Source organism: Streptococcus himalayensis, from assembly GCF_001708305.1.
In the GTDB taxonomy this organism is placed as follows: Bacteria; Bacillota; Bacilli; order Lactobacillales; family Streptococcaceae; genus Streptococcus; species Streptococcus himalayensis.
In genome coordinates, this window is sequence record NZ_CP016953.1 from 1,218,769 (window position 1) to 1,235,941 (window position 17,173).

At 41.7% G+C, this 17,173-nt stretch carries 13 protein-coding genes; 10 read left to right on the top strand and 3 right to left on the bottom strand.

Annotated features, from left to right (window positions below):
• The first annotated feature begins 11 nt into the window (after positions 1-11).
• From BFM96_RS05745 to BFM96_RS05775, 6 genes are all read left to right on the top strand, one after another.
• Entirely contained in the window at positions 12-1,010 is a 999-nt protein-coding gene (locus tag BFM96_RS05745) for a glycosyltransferase (RefSeq protein WP_068991508.1), read from the top strand.
• Positions 1,011-2,324: a glycosyltransferase family 4 protein gene (locus tag BFM96_RS05750; protein WP_068991510.1), complete on the top strand. Its 1,314-nt coding sequence runs from the start codon at positions 1,011-1,013 to the stop codon at positions 2,322-2,324.
• A gap of 998 nt (positions 2,325-3,322) precedes the next feature.
• Positions 3,323-3,940, top strand: coding sequence for a DUF1349 domain-containing protein (locus tag BFM96_RS05760; protein WP_068991515.1), 618 nt, complete (start codon positions 3,323-3,325; stop codon positions 3,938-3,940).
• Between the two features lie 28 nt (positions 3,941-3,968).
• Positions 3,969-5,918 carry a threonine--tRNA ligase gene (thrS, locus tag BFM96_RS05765; RefSeq protein ID WP_068991518.1) on the top strand — a complete coding sequence of 650 codons (1,950 nt, stop codon included), beginning with the start codon at positions 3,969-3,971 and terminating at the stop codon, positions 5,916-5,918.
• 329 nt (positions 5,919-6,247) lie between these two features.
• Complete coding sequence (locus BFM96_RS05770; RefSeq protein ID WP_068991519.1) at positions 6,248-7,261, top strand: DUF3114 domain-containing protein; 1,014 nt, start codon at positions 6,248-6,250, stop codon at positions 7,259-7,261.
• Positions 7,262-7,311: 50 nt separating this feature from the next.
• Entirely contained in the window at positions 7,312-7,683 is a 372-nt protein-coding gene (locus tag BFM96_RS05775; RefSeq protein WP_223245852.1) for a nuclear transport factor 2 family protein, read from the top strand.
• A 40-nt stretch (positions 7,684-7,723) separates the two neighbouring features.
• On the opposite strand, the gene BFM96_RS05780 is transcribed toward BFM96_RS05775, so the two are convergent.
• The 3 genes from BFM96_RS05780 to queA form a co-directional block, all read right to left on the bottom strand.
• Entirely contained in the window at positions 7,724-8,179 is a 456-nt protein-coding gene (locus tag BFM96_RS05780; RefSeq protein WP_068991521.1) for a CFI-box-CTERM domain-containing protein, read from the bottom strand.
• Between the two features lie 454 nt (positions 8,180-8,633).
• A complete protein-coding gene (locus tag BFM96_RS05785) occupies positions 8,634-9,890 on the bottom strand; it encodes an ISL3 family transposase (RefSeq protein ID WP_068991522.1) in 1,257 nt (418 codons plus the stop codon).
• A 173-nt stretch (positions 9,891-10,063) separates the two neighbouring features.
• A complete protein-coding gene (gene queA, locus BFM96_RS05790) occupies positions 10,064-11,092 on the bottom strand; it encodes a tRNA preQ1(34) S-adenosylmethionine ribosyltransferase-isomerase QueA (RefSeq protein ID WP_068991525.1) in 1,029 nt (342 codons plus the stop codon).
• A 421-nt stretch (positions 11,093-11,513) separates the two neighbouring features.
• Here queA and BFM96_RS05795 point away from each other — a divergent pair, with 421 nt between their 5' ends.
• The 4 genes from BFM96_RS05795 to BFM96_RS05810 all read left to right on the top strand — a co-directional run bounded on the left by BFM96_RS05795 (position 11,514) and on the right by BFM96_RS05810 (position 16,949).
• Positions 11,514-12,224, top strand: coding sequence for a glucosamine-6-phosphate deaminase (locus tag BFM96_RS05795; RefSeq protein ID WP_068991528.1), 711 nt, complete (start codon positions 11,514-11,516; stop codon positions 12,222-12,224).
• 460 nt (positions 12,225-12,684) lie between these two features.
• Positions 12,685-14,052: a DUF1958 domain-containing protein gene (locus BFM96_RS05800; RefSeq protein WP_068991529.1), complete on the top strand. Its 1,368-nt coding sequence runs from the start codon at positions 12,685-12,687 to the stop codon at positions 14,050-14,052.
• A 55-nt stretch (positions 14,053-14,107) separates the two neighbouring features.
• Positions 14,108-15,271, top strand: coding sequence for an MFS transporter (locus BFM96_RS05805; RefSeq protein ID WP_068991532.1), 1,164 nt, complete (start codon positions 14,108-14,110; stop codon positions 15,269-15,271).
• Positions 15,272-15,509: 238 nt separating this feature from the next.
• Positions 15,510-16,949, top strand: a complete 1,440-nt coding sequence (locus BFM96_RS05810; protein WP_068991535.1) for a 6-phospho-beta-glucosidase — start codon at positions 15,510-15,512, stop codon at positions 16,947-16,949.
• The last annotated feature ends 224 nt before the right edge of the window (positions 16,950-17,173 follow it).

Consider the following 17,173-nt stretch of genomic DNA (forward strand, 5'->3'; position numbering starts at 1 on the left):
ATAATAGTCCTATGAAAGTTTTACTCTATTTAGAAGGCAAGGCTGTTCTTGAAAAGTCAGGAATTGGTCGTGCTCTCCATCATCAAATGAAGGCCTTGGATTTAGCAGGCATTCCTTATACCACGGATCCATTAGGGGACTATGATGTGGTGCATATCAATACCTATGGGCCAGGGAGCTTGCGGTTGCTGCATAAGGCTAAAAAACAGGGCAAGAAGGTCATTATGCATGGTCATTCAACCAAGGAGGACTTTCAAAATTCCTTCATTGGCTCTAACTTCTTTGCCTCTTGGTTTGGCAAATATTTGACGCACATGTATCAAAAGGCGGATTTTATCATTACGCCATCCGAATATTCCAAACGTTTAATTCAGGGCTATGGGGTGACTACTCCGATTGTAGCGGTGTCCAATGGGATTGATTTGAAGAAATACCAAAAAACACCTAAAAAAGAAGAGGTGTTTCGGAAACATTTTGGAATTCAAGAAGGCGACAAGGTCGTTGTCTGTGCGGGTCTCTATTTTAAACGCAAGGGGATTGAGGATTTTGTTGAGGTGGCAAGACGAATGCCAGATGTTCGTTTTATCTGGCTTGGGAGTATCAACAAGCTTATCATTCCACGGAAAATTCGCGACCTAGTGCTCTTTGACCATCCTGAAAATGTGGAATTCCCAGGATATTTTAAGGGAGCAGTTTTTGAGGGAGCTATGAGTGGGAGTGATGCCTTTTTCTTTCCTTCTTATGAGGAGACAGAAGGAATTGTTGTTCTTGAAGCCTTGGCTAGTCATCAACACGTAGTCTTACGCGATATTCCGGTTTATGAGGGGTGGATTGATGAAGAATCAGCAGAGCTCGGAAGAAATGTGGATGATTTTGTGCATTCATTGCGCAAGATTTTAGAAGGTAAGGTAGATAAGCGAGAGGCGGGCTATAAGGTGGCTCAAAGTCGCTCGATTGATGATGTCGCCTATCAGTTAGTCAAAGCCTATCAAACAGTATTGGAGATGTAAATGCGAATTGGTCTTTTTACGGATACCTATTTTCCTCAAGTTTCAGGGGTGGCAACCAGTATCCGAACCTTAAAAACAGAGCTAGAAAAGTTAGGGCATACCGTCTTTATTTTTACCACAACGGATAAGGATGTTAATCGCTATGAGGATTGGCAAATTATTCGGATTCCTAGTATTCCTTTTTTTGCTTTCAAAGACCGCCGCATTGCTTATCGAGGATTTTCCAAGGCTCTTGAGATTGCACGGCAATACCAGCTTGATGTCATTCATACGCAGACGGAGTTTTCCCTTGGATTGTTGGGGATTTGGATTGCTAAGGAATTGCGTATTCCAGTTGTCCATACCTATCACACCCAGTATGAAGATTATGTGCATTATATTGCCAAAGGCGTCTTAATTCGTCCGAGTATGATTAAGTACATGGCTCGTGGCTTCATGAGCGAGTTGGATGGGGTTATCTGTCCGAGCGAGATTGTCTATGATCTCCTCGTTAAATACAAGGTTAAGACAGAAAAACGGATTATTCCAACAGGGATTGAGCTGGCTAAATTTGAGCGGCCAGAGATTTTAGCAGAGCATAGGGCTCAACTACGTGAGAAATTAGGCATTGCTCCAAAAACAACTATGCTTTTGAGCCTGTCACGCATTTCCTATGAGAAAAATATCCAAGCCGTTCTTGCAGCTTTGCCAACGGTCTTGGAAGAACAGGTAGATGTCTGCTTGGTAGTGGCTGGAGATGGGCCATATTTGGCTGATTTGAAAGAGCAGGCGAGCCAATTGGGAATTGCAGATAAGGTGATCTTTACAGGCATGATTGCCCCGAGCGAAACAGCCTTGTACTATAAGGCGGCCGACTTCTTTGTCTCGGCCTCTACGAGCGAAACACAGGGCTTGACCTATCTGGAAAGTCTAGCGAGTGGCACCCCGATTATAGCTCATGGGAACCCTTATTTGGATCACGTGATTAATGACAAGATATTTGGGACTCTCTATTATCAGGAGCGAGATTTGGCGGGAGCTATTTTGGAAGCTATTGTTGCAACGCCGGATATGGATGAGAGTGCTTTAGCTGAAAAACTATATGAGATTTCAGCTGAGAATTTTGGGAAACGCGTTTATGAATTTTATCTGGATACAATCATTTCAAAAGATTTTCAAAATGATTTGCATCCCGAAGAATCGATGACCAAGCGTATGGCTAAATCAGTAGTATCTTTACCGACAAAGGCTATCTACATGCCCGTTAAAGGATCTGTTCGGATGTTTCGAGCCTCGAAAAAACAAATCAAACAAATTCAGAAGTATCTTCGGTAAATACCGACTGAAAACTGGGTGAAGCTCTAAAAGCTTGCCCAGTTTTTTGCTAAGAGAGGCTGACTAGTTATGAAACAGTTAAGAAAAAAATAGCTGACACTCATTTAATTTCAAAAATAGCCACAAACATATATAAAAATTTATTTTTGTTATGAAATGAAATGGGCTAAGTAAGTCAAATAGAATGCTTTTTCAGTAAATGAAAAGGACAGTGATAAAAAAGAGGTAGTAAACATCTAAGAAAGTCGCAAAATCGCTAACTTCGATTTTCATTGAGTATTATTTCTCTTTTTACCATGTTTATTCATGTAGGATTACTATTGCTAATCCCTTATATCAGTAGTGAACAATTGGTTCGGAAATCGCTTTATGTCAATTATCTCTTGCTCTATATGCCCATAGTTACTTTTCTGATTAGTTTTGTTTATGGAGTGATATTTGACTTCAAAATTTGCTACCCACTCTATGTCTTTCTTCCCTTTCCTTTGACTATTCTGGTCTGGGAACAATGGTTCCTCCTTTATCAAATCGCTGACACTTTTTTGCGCTGATGGGAAATAGTTTGGGACACCTCGTTCATTGTTTGAAGAGCTAAATAGAGAAAAAACAGTCAAAAACACTTGAAATTTCGTCCAAAGATGCTATAATAGCAATCAGAGACAAGTCTGTTAGGAACTTTTTTCAAGAGAGTGCGTGGTTGCTGTAAACGCATAAAAAGCCCTGATAAGATACTCCTCTCCTAGCTTTTATGAAAACATAAAACGGTTGCTACGATAGAGCTGATTCGAGGTGCTTGCCCTATTTCCATGAGGTAAATAGGTAGTCAGCACGAATGAAGGTGGAACCACGTTACGACGTCCTTTTGAGGATGTCGTTTTTTATGTGAAAAGGAGATGACTGCTACTCTATGAAAATCACTTGCTTCACAATTGAGAATTGTGAAAGGTCAGCCAGATGAAAGGCGGTGATTTTTAAGGAGTTTAAGAAAGGAAGATGCGATGAATCCTACATTTACAGCTGATAAGCTCAAGTGGACAAGGGAGCCTGCTGCTTACAGTCTATCAGATGAGGAAATCACGATAACGACCCTGCCACATACAGATCTCTGGCAGCGAACCTATTACCATTTCCGTAACGACAATGCTCCTGTGCTACAAATGGAGACAGACGAGGAATTTTTCTCTTTTGTCGTAAAGACGCAGTTTGATAGCAAGCATCGATTTGACCAATGTGGCGTTGTGGTTTATCTAGATAGTGACAACTGGCTCAAGGCCTCGATTGAGTATGAAAATGAGACCATTCAGCATTTGGGGAGTGTTGTGACCAATCAAGGTTATTCAGACTGGGCGACGACAGAGATTGCAGCAGATGTAAGAGAGATGTGGTATCGTCTGAGCCGCAGAGGTCAAGATTTCCGTCTTGAATGTTCGACAGATGGCCAGCATTTCCAGCAGATGCGGATTTGTCACTTGCATGAAGCGAAAGAAACCATTTCCTTTGGCATTTATGCTTGCAGTCCAGAAAATTCCTCTTTTACAGCTCGTTTCACCAACCTATCCCTAGGAGAATGTATGTGGCTGGCTCATGATGGTCAGGCACCGGATTACTTTGTTTAAATTGATAACAGAAAATAAGGAGAAAAACATGATTAAGATTACTTTTCCAGACGGCGCTGTGCGTGAATTTGAGTCTGGTGTTACAACCTTTGAGATTGCACAATCAATTAGCAATTCTCTAGCTAAAAAGGCGCTTGCTGGGAAATTCAATGGCAAATTGATTGATACTACTCGTGCGATTGTTGAAGATGGTTCACTTGAAATCGTCACTCCAGACCACGCGGATGCGCTTGACATCTTGCGTCACTCAGCAGCCCACTTGTTTGCGCAGGCGGCTCGTCGCCTTTTCCCAGAAATTCATTTGGGAGTTGGTCCTGCTATTCAAGACGGTTTCTACTATGACACAGACAATGAGGCTGGACAGATTTCAAACGAAGATTTGGCAGCTATTGAAGACGAGATGAGAAAAATCGTCAAGGAGAATTTCCCAAGCATTCGTGAGGAAGTGTCAAAGGATCAAGCGCGTGAGATTTTCAAACACGATCCGTACAAATTGGAACTGATTGAGGAGCATTCAGAAGACGAGGGGGGCTTGACCATTTATCGTCAAGGAGAATATGTGGATCTTTGCCGTGGTCCTCACGTACCGTCAACTGGTCGTATTCAAGTCTTCCAATTGCTCAATGTAGCAGGTGCTTACTGGCGTGGAAATAGTGATAATGCCATGATGCAACGGGTCTATGGTACAGCTTGGTTTGACAAAAAAGATTTGAAGAAATACATTCAAATGCGAGAAGAAGCCAAAGAACGTGACCACAGAAAACTTGGAAAAGAATTGAATCTCTTCATGATTAGCCAGGAAGTAGGACAAGGCTTGCCTTTCTGGTTGCCAAATGGAGCGACAATTCGCCGTACCTTGGAGCGCTATATTACGGATAAGGAGTTGGCTTCTGGCTACCAACATGTTTACACTCCACCACTTGCTTCCGTTGAATTGTACAAAACATCTGGTCACTGGGATCATTATTCAGAGGATATGTTCCCAACCATGGACATGGGAGACGGTGAGGAATTCGTCCTTCGTCCAATGAACTGTCCACACCACATTCAAGTCTATAAAAATCATGTTCGTTCTTACCGCGAATTGCCAGTTCGTATTGCTGAGCTTGGGATGATGCACCGCTATGAAAAATCAGGTGCCCTTTCAGGCCTTCAACGGGTGCGTGAAATGACCTTGAATGACGGTCACATTTTCGTTGCCCCAGAGCAAATTCAAGAAGAATTTAAACGGGCGCTTCAGTTGATTATTGATGTGTATGCAGATTTCAACTTGACAGATTACCGTTTCCGTCTGTCTTATCGTGATCCAGAAGATACGCATAAATATTACGATAATGATGACATGTGGGAAAATGCTCAAGCCATGTTAAAAGCAGCCATGGATGACATGGAATTGGATTATTTTGAAGCAGAAGGAGAAGCTGCTTTCTACGGTCCAAAATTGGATATTCAAGTGAAAACAGCTCTTGGAAATGAAGAAACCTTATCGACTATTCAGCTGGATTTCTTGCTTCCAGAACGTTTTAATTTAAGCTATATTGGAGCAGACGGAGAAGAACACCGCCCAGTTATGATTCACCGTGGTGTTATCTCTACCATGGAGCGTTTCACTGCTATCTTGATTGAAACCTATAAAGGTGCCTTCCCAACTTGGCTTGCCCCAACTCAGGTCACCTTGATTCCTGTTTCTAATGAAAAACATGTGGACTACGCTTGGGAAGTCGCTAAAGAATTGCAAAATCATGGTGTGCGTGCCGTTGTTGATGAGCGAAATGAAAAAATGCAGTACAAGATTCGCCAAAGTCAAACTGGGAAAATTCCATACCAATTGATTGTCGGAGATAAGGAAATGGAAGACCGTGCGGTTAACGTTCGTCGCTATGGACACAAGGAAACGCAAACCGTTAGTCTTGTAGACTTCAAAGAGCAAATCTTAGCAGATATTGCAAACTACTCTCGCGCCCCAAAAGATGCTTAGGTAGCGGAGCAACAATCGAACTTTCGAAGCAATCGATTTTGTTGTGATACCCCACACAGTTGATGAAATCTTCAGCTATGTCTGAAATTATGTTAGCATAGACAAAACAATAGGGGCTGAGAAAACTCAGCTCCTATTATGTTATAGTTTGTCATTTTTGGATACCTAATCGCTACTCAATGAAGTATAGTGAATTGAATAAAGGTTAGGACATCGTTAAGTCGCTTTGATGAACGCCAGTTCTATCTACAGCTCCTTGCTTTGTCCTATTCCTTTCTCAATCCACTATAACTCTATGAATAGTTTTTAGAATTGGAAAGGAGGAAATCATGTGGCAAATCTTATCGAAACGCAAGTGGGAATTTAGCCAGATAGGACTAGAAGAACGCTACCGTGTAGCAGGGCAATTTTTAGCTCTAAAGGCTCAAGGCTGGTCAGATGAGGCATTAGCGAATACAGTAGAACGACAGCTAGATTTGAGTGACAGTCGGATTGGCTCAGCTTTGTTTTGTGAGCTGTGGCAGTTGGAAAAAAGTCATTTGCCTCCTAGACAGCTCTTGGAGATTGTCATTGCTATCGTGGGAATGCCAGATGATGTGTCAGGAGAATTGGCTGAAAACCAAGCCCTAGTCGCTCGTTTTCATCCGAATCTTGCTCCTCATGATCCTTTTTGGTGGGACTTGTCCCATGTTGTTGATCAAGCCTTTCCAGGAACGAGTATGGCAGAAAAAGACTTACTGGCAAGGCAAGTCCATCAACTGCGTTATGTCATCTCTAGTCAGCAGGCCGAGTATGTCCGCCAGCATGTGAAAAAAGTGGGAGAAACAGATAGCCGTGCCCTTGCTCGTTATCTGCGAAACATCTATCCGTGGTGGTCTTGGAAGAAGGATTATACAATCGGAACGTCTGCTCGCTTGCATAACAAGCTCAAGTTTGAAAATGGTGAAAAGCGGTATCCGTCAGGCTATTCGTCCTTTAATATCAAGATTTTGATTCATTTTCATACGGAATTTATCCTTGACAGTAGAGGTAACTTTCTCAATGAAATGGATGCTCAGAAAGTAGACGAAATCGGGATTGTCAATGGGGCTAGTTTTAACTATGGCAAGGCTGGTAAACGCCACTGGGACTTAGATGTTGATACGGTTGGCCCTCATGATCCCGTTTTTCGAAATCAAGCTACCAAAGGCTTTCGAGCGCCCAATCGTAGCGGCAAATGTGAAGCTGATTATGACCGTAGCTATTTTAACCCGCAAGGATTGTATGCGGAAAATGCCCTATCCAATTATCAACAGACCAAGCTAGTCGTGAGAGAGTTTAAACGCATGATGTGGAGAGGTTGAAATTTCCTTTTAATCCATGTCAAAAATGTTATCATGAGGAGGAGGTTCTGTTGCTGGACATATCGTCGTTTGTGACAGCTGTAGTGGCACAAGATGAGGAAAAACTCAGAAGCTATTTTGCCGAGGAGGCTGTAGTCCGATGGCCCTGCACCAATGAATGTTTTTCTGTGGACGAATATATCCGAGCGAATTGTGACTATCCTGGCAACTGGGATGGGGAAATCGAACGTATGGAAGAGGTAGGGGATACGATTATTATCGTCACGCGTGTTTTTCCTGTTGACAAATCTTTTTCTGTTCATGCGGTCAGCTTTCTGAAACTCCAAGATGATGTGATTGTGGAGCTCGACGAATATTGGGCAGACGATGGCGAAGTGCCAGACTGGCGTAAACAGATGAACATTGGAAAGCCAATTCAATGAGGATAGAAAATCCGCTGAAGAATTTCTTCAGCGGGTTTTCTTAATGGAGCAATTCTTTTTCGAGTGCTAATGTATAGTTCTTATACAGTTGATGAGTTTCGGAGAATTTTTCTTCCTTGATGAGTGTAAGGCAAGGGAGAATCAAATCTTGGTAGATACTGTTGAGGAGCTCTGTCCTGCGGTCGGATTGCTGGATAATGTCTACCAGCTGAGGGGCGATTTGGTAATAATGCTCAACATCTTGCTTGCCTTCTTCAAAGGTGAGAAGGTAGTGATCACGAAACTCTCGCAGGGCCATCAGTTCTACGCCATCATCTGTTAAACCCATGTGATCCACAGCGGCAGTCGTTAAGTAGCACCCTGTCTTTCGAATTTCGTAGTAATGCACAGGCTCTCCAAAGAAAAATCCCGTCTTTTGCTCGATGTAGCGAACGGCTTCGCGCTCCGTTGAAAAGGACATAATGACTTTGCCCTTACGCAATACTTCATAAGCCATCTAGCGTCTCCTTTGCTGAAATAATAAGGTTATTGTAAGTGATTTTAAAGAGAATGTCAAGAGAAAGCTGGGAAACTAAAATGGTTCCAAACATTATTTAACACTCGTCAACAATCAACATCTGACGTCGTTCGCTCACCTTGCTTCAACAGTCCAGTGGACTGTTGAAGGTTGGAAATAAGGATTATGAAATAATCCTCAGCTAACCTCTGTTACCCTGCGGTTTTTAGGATACAAGCTACGCTCGTTTTATTTATAACCTTCCAAAATTCTCAATTGTGGAACTTAGTCAGATTTTGATTTTTAGATAGAGTATGACTTCCTAGTCTGAACGAGAAAGAGAAAGATGATTTTTTGAAGCTATTTTCGTTCTCATGCAAAAAAACGGATAAAATCAGGTAAATAGGAAGCCTGATTTTATGGCTCTTTGTCAACTGTAGTGGGTAGATGTCAGCTAACATCTAGAGAGGACCAACTTGGTCTTCTCTTTTTTGATGTTTAAGGCAATCAAAATCCGCTTTTTGAAGTTTTCAAAGTTCCGAAATCCAAAGGCATTACGCTTGATGACTTTGATGAGATTATTCGTCGCCTCAAGTTTGGCATTTGAGTAAGGCAATTCCAAGGCGTTTAAAACCTTGTCCTTATCCTTTAGAAACGTCTTAAATACCGTCTGGAAAATAGGGTTAACAGTGGCTATTTCTTGTTCAATTAGGTCAAAGAAATGATCTGAGTTCTTCTCTTGGAAATGGAATAAAAGAAGTTGATAGAGTTCATAATGTTGTCGTAACTCATCTGAGTAGGATAGGAGCTTGTCTAAGATTTCCTTATTGGTCAAATGCATGCGAAATGTAGGGCGATAGAACCGCTTGTCACTGAGTTTACGGCTATCTTGTTGTACCAGTTTCCAGTAGCGTTTGAGCGTCTTGTATTCATGCGATTTGCGGTCAAAAGCATTCATGATTTGGGTACGGACACGGTTCATAGCACGGCTGAGATGTTGCACAATGTGGAAGCGATCAAGAACAATTTTAGCGTAAGGAAAAAGCTTCTTAGCAAGGGCATAATAGGGGCTAAACATGTCCATAGTGATGAATTTAACGCGGTTTCTGACCTGTCTAGGGTATCGTAGGAAGTGATTTCGGATGGTAGCTTGCGTTCTTCCATCAAGGATAGCGATGATGTTATTTGTGTCAAAATCTTGAGCGATAAAGCTCATTTTCCCTTTCTTGAAGGCATACTCATCCCAGGACATGACTTCTGGAAGCTTATCCCAATCCGTTTCAAACTTAAACTCATTGAGTTTTCGAATAACTGTAGATGTTGAAATGGAAAGTCTGTGTGCGATATGTGTCATTGCTTGATTTTCGATGAGTAATTGTGTGATTTTCTGGTTGACAGCGACAGAGATTTGATGGTTCTTCTTAACAATAGGAGTTTCAGCGACCGCTATTTTCCCACATTCCTTGCACTTGAAACGACGCTTTCGAAGGCGGATAAGTAGCGGGTAGCCAGCAGTTTCTAAGTAGGGGATTTTAGAGGCTTTCTGGAAGTCGTACTTAGCCATTTGTCCCTTGCAGGAAGGGCATTTAGGGGCTGTGTAATCCAAGTGACCGTGGAGTTCTAAGTGAGTTCCCATGTCGCATTCATTAGTGATCGTGATATTTTTGTCTTTCATTTTGAGAAAATTTGTGATAAGATTTAGTTGTTCCATATGAGTCTTTCTAAATGATGGTTTTATCGCTTTTCATTATAGGTCATATGGAACTTTTTTTCTACACTCTAAAAGGCTCCATAATCTCCACAGTGGATTTACCCACTACAGAAATTATAGAGCCGATTTTATCCGTTTTTACTATGTGAAAAGTGTTTGATGAGTCTCTTGTCCTATTCTACAAACATGGCATCGCCAAAGCTAAAGAAGCGATAGTGTTCATTGATGGCATGCTGGTAGGCAGTAAGGGTCAATTCACGACCTAAAAAGGCAGAGACGAGCATGACAAGCGTGGACTTGGGCAAGTGGAAGTTTGTTGAAAAGGCATCGACTACACGCCAATCATAGCCAGGCTTGATAAAGATATTGGTCCAGCCAGAATCAGCTTGAATGTGGCCATCAAATTTATTGCCAATGGTTTCAAGTGTGCGAATAGAAGTGGTGCCGACTGCGACAATTCGACCGCCTGCGGCCTTTACTTCTTGCAGGGTGGCAGCAGCTTCTTCTGACAGGTGGTAAAACTCGGAATGCATTTCATGTTCATCCACTTGCTCCACAGACACAGGTCGGAAGGTTCCAAGCCCGACATGGAGCGTTAAATATACCAATTTTACCCCTTTTTCCTCGATTTTCTCCAGCAATTCTCGGGTAAAGTGCAGCCCAGCCGTAGGTGCTGCTGCAGAACCATTTTCCTTGGCATAAACCGTCTGGTAACGTTCGCGATCCTCGAGTTTCTCATGGATATAAGGTGGGAGGGGCATTTCGCCCAAACTTTCTAAAACTTCCAGAAAAATTCCCTCATAAGCAAAATGAACGATTCGCCCTCCGTGTTCCAGCTCTTTGATAATGGTCGCAGTTAATCGTCCATCTCCAAAGGAAATATGGCTACCGACCCGCAAGCGTTTCGCGGGTTTGGCAAGGACTTCCCAGTCGTCTCCCTGAGTATTTTTGAGTAGCAAAAGCTCGACGTGTCCTCCTGTATCAGGCTTCTCTCCATAGAGACGGGCAGGTAATACACGCGTGTTATTCATAACCAAGGCATCGCCGGGCTGTAGGTGATCGATAATTGCATCAAAATGTTGGTCTTTCATTTCTCCGCTTTCTCTGTCAACCACTAAGAGCCGCGAGGCGTCCCGTTGCTTCAACGGTGTCTGGGCAATGAGTTCTTCAGGTAAATCAAAATCAAAATCTGCTGTGTTCATATAGTAAAATTCCTTTCGAGATAATCGGTGTGTTTATTTGTAGGATTATTAATGTGGTGTGAGGACTAACTCAGATAAAAAGCCAGTCTATGGATGAGACTCGCTTTTGCGAAGTCATGAAGTCTTTTTAAATCCAGCTATCCGACCTGTGTCAAGAGAATCCAAAGAAAGTAGGCACAGGCTAAAAAGGGAAGACTAAATAAGAGCCCACCAATGGTAAACAGGAGTCGTCGTAGCAAGGTAAATGCTTTTAGAATGCTGGCAAAGAGCAGACAGGCGATTCCTAAAATAAATAAGACAAGTAATGAAACAAACATGAATCCATTATATCATATTTTCATGGGAGAAATGCTTAAAAATCTCTTGACAAGAATTGGTCTATACCATATAATGAAAGTAAGCAAACTCAAGGAGGTTTATCATGAGAATTATACAAGTGGACAATCAAGTAGAAGGTGGGCGTGTCGCCTTTGAATTGCTCAAGGAAAAATTGGCAAATGGTGCCAAAACACTCGGTCTTGCCACAGGGAGCAGTCCTTTGGAATTTTACAAGGAGATTCGCGAGAGTGATGTGGATTTGTCAGATTTAGTCAGTGTCAATCTGGATGAATACATGGGCTTAGATGGAGATAATGACCAATCGTATCGCTATTTCATGCAAAAAAATTTATTTGATGCCAAACCGTTCAAAGAAAGCTTTTTGCCAAACGGCAAAGCAGCTAATATTGATGAGGAAGTGGTTCGCTACAATGCCTTGCTTGCAGAACATCCTGTCGATTTACAGATTTTAGGGATTGGAACCAATGGGCATATCGGTTTTAACGAACCAGGGACGCCTTTTGACAGCCAAGTGCATGCAGTCGAATTAACAGAGTCAACGATTCAAGCCAATGCTCGCTTTTTTGAAAAGATTGAGGATGTACCGACGCAGGCTATTTCCATGGGAATTAAAAATATCTTGAGTGCCAAATCCATTATCTTGTTTGCTTACGGTGCAGGGAAAGCCTATGCTATCGCAGGTATGGTGGATGGCCCGATGACAGAAGAATTACCAGCAAGTAGCCTTCAAAGCCATGAGGATGTTGTGATTATCGCAGATAAGGCAGCCTTGAGCGGTTTGAAACGTATCTAGAGAATTAGGAAATGAACGTTTATAGCTAAAAGATATAGGAATGGCTGGGCAAAAATCCAGCCTTTCTTGGTAGAGTGGCATTGTTGAAGAGTGGATTGAATGACTAATACTCGTCCACAATCAAAATCTGGCATCGTTAACTCACCTTACTGAACGCTAGTTCTAGCTGCGGTTTTTAGGATACAAGCTAGGCTAGTTTTATCGATCACCTTTCACAATTCTCAATTGTGGAACCTAGTCAGATTTTGATTTTTATAGAGTATAAAGTCTAAAAATCGTCTCATTTGCTGCATTAAAATGGCTATGGATGCTTAGGAAAATAGCTGGTTCTAGAAAGAAAAAGCAGTCTTTGCTATTTTCACACAGAAGTCAAGTTTTTGTACAAATGGCGAAAATAGGTCCAATTTTGTATGGATTTATGATATACTAGAAAAGAAATGAAAAAACGAGGAGAAATGCTGTGAAGAAAGTAGTTGCTTTTTTGTCTGCCCTGTTGCTTTTATCGGCACCCATCAGTGTATCGGCTGATGAATTGATGGATATTACACGTGCGAGTTATCCCAATGTTCAGGAAATCAATCGTCCTAAATCAACCATTGTCCTAGATGCAAATACAGGAGACATCGTCTGGCAAGATAATGTAGATGAAGTCAGAGACCCTGCGAGCATGAGTAAGTTGATGACGCTCTACTTGGTTTTCGATGCTATTAAAGAAGGACGTTTGTCGCTTGATACAGTTATTACAGCGACAGCAGCGGATCAAGCGATCTCAAAGATTTATGAAATCTCTAATAATAACATCGTAGCTGGAGTGGACTATACAGTTTCAGAATTGATTACGATGACAGCAGTTCCTTCCTCGAATGTCACAACGGTCATGCTGGCGAATTACTTGTCTGACTATGACGCGGATGCTTTTTTGAATCAGATGAATGCCAAGGCAAAAGAATTAGGCATGACCAATACCAAATGGTTTAATGCGAGTGGGGCAGCTGCGGTTGCTTTTAAGGGCTACTATACGCCTTACGAGTATGATAATTACTCAACAAACCAAACCACCGCACGAGATATGGGGATTTTAGGCTACTACTTTGTCAAAAATCATCCAGAGATTTTAAACTTTACCAAAGATTCGGTGGTGACTGTGAAAGCAGGAACACCTTATGAAGAAACCTTTGAAACCTACAACTATTCGCTTCCAGACTCCCTTTATGGGATTGAGGGAGTTGATGGGCTAAAGACAGGTTCGAGTCCTCAAGGTGCTTTTAACTATATCGCGACGGTCAAACGTGGAGAGCAACGATTTGTCTGCGTTGTCATGGGAGTTGGGGATTGGTCAGATCAAGACGGTGAGTACTACCGTCATCCTTTTGGAAATGCTCTTATGGAAAAAGCCTTTAAGGATTATGAGTATAAAAAGGTTCTATCTGCGGGCAAACAAGATATCGATGGCAAGACCTATCAGGTTTCGAACGATTTTTATGCCACTGTCAAAAAAGGGACAAGTCCAACATTACTTGTGGAAAATAACATCCTCAAAGTGGATAACGGCTTAGAAACAGCTTCGTCAACCATTTCAGACGGGGTCAAGGTCGAGCTAGCAGAGTCTGGTTTAGGAAGCGTTGCTAAGCAAATTTTCCCCTCATCCAACCGTACAAAGTCTTGGACGCAGTTCTTGTGGGATTACAAGTTTTTCATAGTGCTGCCTTTACTGGTTTTGATTTTCATCCTGGTGATTGAGACGCTGAATAATCGAAAGAAAAAGGAAAAAGCAGTTCCTCAGACAACAGGAACCTATTCTCGCCGAGAAAAAAATAAGAATAAATAAGATAAGAAAGCTCGACTAGGGAACTGGTCGGGCTTTCAAACGAAAGGAAGAGGACATGGTCCGTAAATTTCAAGATAGCTACTTCGCATATTTTCTTATGTATCATTTTTACTTTCTATCCTTTGCCCTCTTTTCGACCTTGATATCGGTCTATCTGTTGGATAGAGGTTTTTCAGCCACAGAGGTTTCCATCCTTGTTTCAGGTTCCTTTTTCACTTCGATGTTGGCTCAGCCAATCATGGGCATGCTAAATGACAGGATTGGAATCAAGAAGGTGACCTTGTATAGCTTTCAGATCATCATTATCGGTGCTCTATGTTTTATGCAAGCGAAGAGTTTAGCGGCTTTGACAATTTGCTATAGTTTGGTGTTGATGTTGATCAATGGGGTCAATCCTGTCATGGATGTCCTAGCCGCAAAAAGCCCCTACACCTATGGAAAAATTCGGATTTGGGGAACCATTGGCTATGCACTAGGGTCGCAGCTGGCAGGTCTGATTTATAGGTATGTCTCGCCGCAAGCGATTTTTGTAGTTTTTGTCTTTGCGATGTTACTCAGTATTGTAGGAGTTCTTGGGGTCAATCCCTTGCAGGATAAGAAAGAGTTCAAAACAGATTCTCATAAATCCTATCTGGGAGATCTTTTGAAGAATCGTGTGTATCTTTACTATCTACTCATTGTGGCCTTGTATTCAGGTGTGACTAATACAGGGCATACCTATATTCCGTCCATGTTAGAAGAGAGCGGTTTGAGTGTGAGTATGGCGACAACGGTGATAGCTCTTGCTGTCATTTGCGAATCGCCCTTGATTTTCTATTCGTATTTATTTATGGATCGTTTTTCAATTAAAACCCTGCTCTATCTTGGACTAGCGATTCTACTCTTTCAATATGGCGTCTATGCCCTAGAATTAGGCTTGACTTCTAAAATTATATGGACGCTGATTGGAAAACATGCAGCTAGTATGATTTTAATCATGCTGAATTTGAAAATTGTGGCTCATTTAATTGATGAAACATACTTGGTGACAGCCCTTGCCCTTGTGCAGACTGTTCGTAGCCTAGGGACAATTGTCATTCAGAATGCAGCTGGCCATATCCTTGACTGGACAAACTACAGCACGATGAATGGTTTTCTCGTAGCGGTGTTAGCGGTGACGCTTCTCCTTGCTGCCTTTCTAAAAATCCCAGAAAAAACAAAGAAGAATATGTTTGCTTAACACAGTCTAGAAAAAAATTTTCCAATAACAAAACCGCCTAAAATCAATGCCTTGGGGAAGTTGATTTTAGGCATTTTTTAATAGATTGGTTCGGAAATCTTCATGTTGAAACATAAGTAGTTCAAAATTACGTTTTTGTTTAACATTATTTCTTTTCCGTAATGATACGGAAGAAAGGGCTATCAACATTTATCGGAAAGGAGAGTATAATGAGACTATCAAGATCAGGAGGAAACAAATGGCAACGTTTAAAGATGGATTTTTATGGGGTGGTGCTGTTGCAGCCCACCAACTAGAAGGTGGTTGGCAAGAAGGTGGGAAAGGGCTCAGTGTCGCTGATGTCATGACTGCTGGTCGACATGGAGTTGCACGCGAAATTACAGAAGGGGTCTTGGAGGGGAAATACTATCCCAACCATGAAGCCATTGATTTTTATCACCGATATAAGGAAGATGTGGCTCTATTTGCAGAAATGGGCTTCAAATGTTTTCGGACATCCATTGCTTGGACACGCATTTTTCCAAAGGGAGATGAGCTTGAGCCAAATGAAGCCGGACTTCAATTTTACGATGATTTGTTTGATGAATGTTTAAAATATGGCATTGAGCCTGTGGTGACACTTTCTCATTTTGAAATGCCTTATCATCTGGTAACGGCATACGGTGGTTGGAAAAATCGTCAATTGATTGATTTCTTTGTACGATTTGCAGAAGTTGTTTTTACCCGCTACAAGGATAAGGTCAAATACTGGATGACCTTCAATGAAATCAATAACCAGGCAAATTACCAAGAAGATTTTGCTCCCTTTACGAATTCAGGAATTGTTTATCAAAAAGGAGATAATCGGGAAGAGATTATGTACCAAGCAGCTCACTATGAGCTAGTGGCTTCAGCCCGTGCTGTCAAGATTGGACACGCTATCAATAAAGACTTCCACATCGGTTGTATGATTGCCATGTGTCCAATTTATCCAGCAACTTGTAAGCCAGCTGACATTCTCATGGCGCAAAAGGCGATGCAAAAACGCTACTATTTTGCAGATGTTCATGTCCATGGTTTTTATCCAAATCATATTTTAAAATATTGGGAGAGAAAAGGATTTTCTATTGATGTAACTGCCGAGGATAAAGAAGATTTGTTGGCAGGTTGTGTGGATTATATTGGTTTTAGCTATTACATGTCTTTTGCCATTGATTCGCATCGTTCCAATAACCCTCATTATGATTATCTAGAAACGGAAGATTTGGTGAAAAATACCTATGTCAAAGCTTCTGAATGGGAATGGCAAATCGATCCAGAAGGCTTGCGCTATGCCTTGAACTGGTTTACGGATATGTATCACCTTCCTCTTTTTATCGTGGAAAATGGATTTGGAGCGATTGACCAAGTGGAGGAAGACGGTATGGTGCATGATGATTATCGTATTGACTATCTAGGTGCCCATATTAAAGAAATGAAAAAAGCAGTCATCGAAGACGGAGTTGATCTCATGGGATACACCCCATGGGGCTGTATTGACCTTGTTTCTGCGGGGACCGGTGAAATGCGTAAACGCTATGGTTTTATCTATGTCGACAAAGATGATGAAGGAAAGGGGACATACGCTCGTAGTCCTAAAAAATCCTTTGCTTGGTATCAGAAAGTTATTAGAACAAACGGAGCTAGCTTAGAGGATTAATACTAACCATCAAAATCTGACTAGGTTCCACAATTAAGGATTGTGGAAGGCCATAGATAAAACGAGCGTTAAAAACCATAGCTAGAACAGAAGTTAGCTGGTTTGTCCCAACCTCATTATGTCCAACTTTCAATAGTCCGCTGGACTGTTAAAGCAAGGTGGGTTAACAATATCAGATTTTGATTTTTGACGATTATAAAAATAAGGGGTGTTTTACCCCCTTT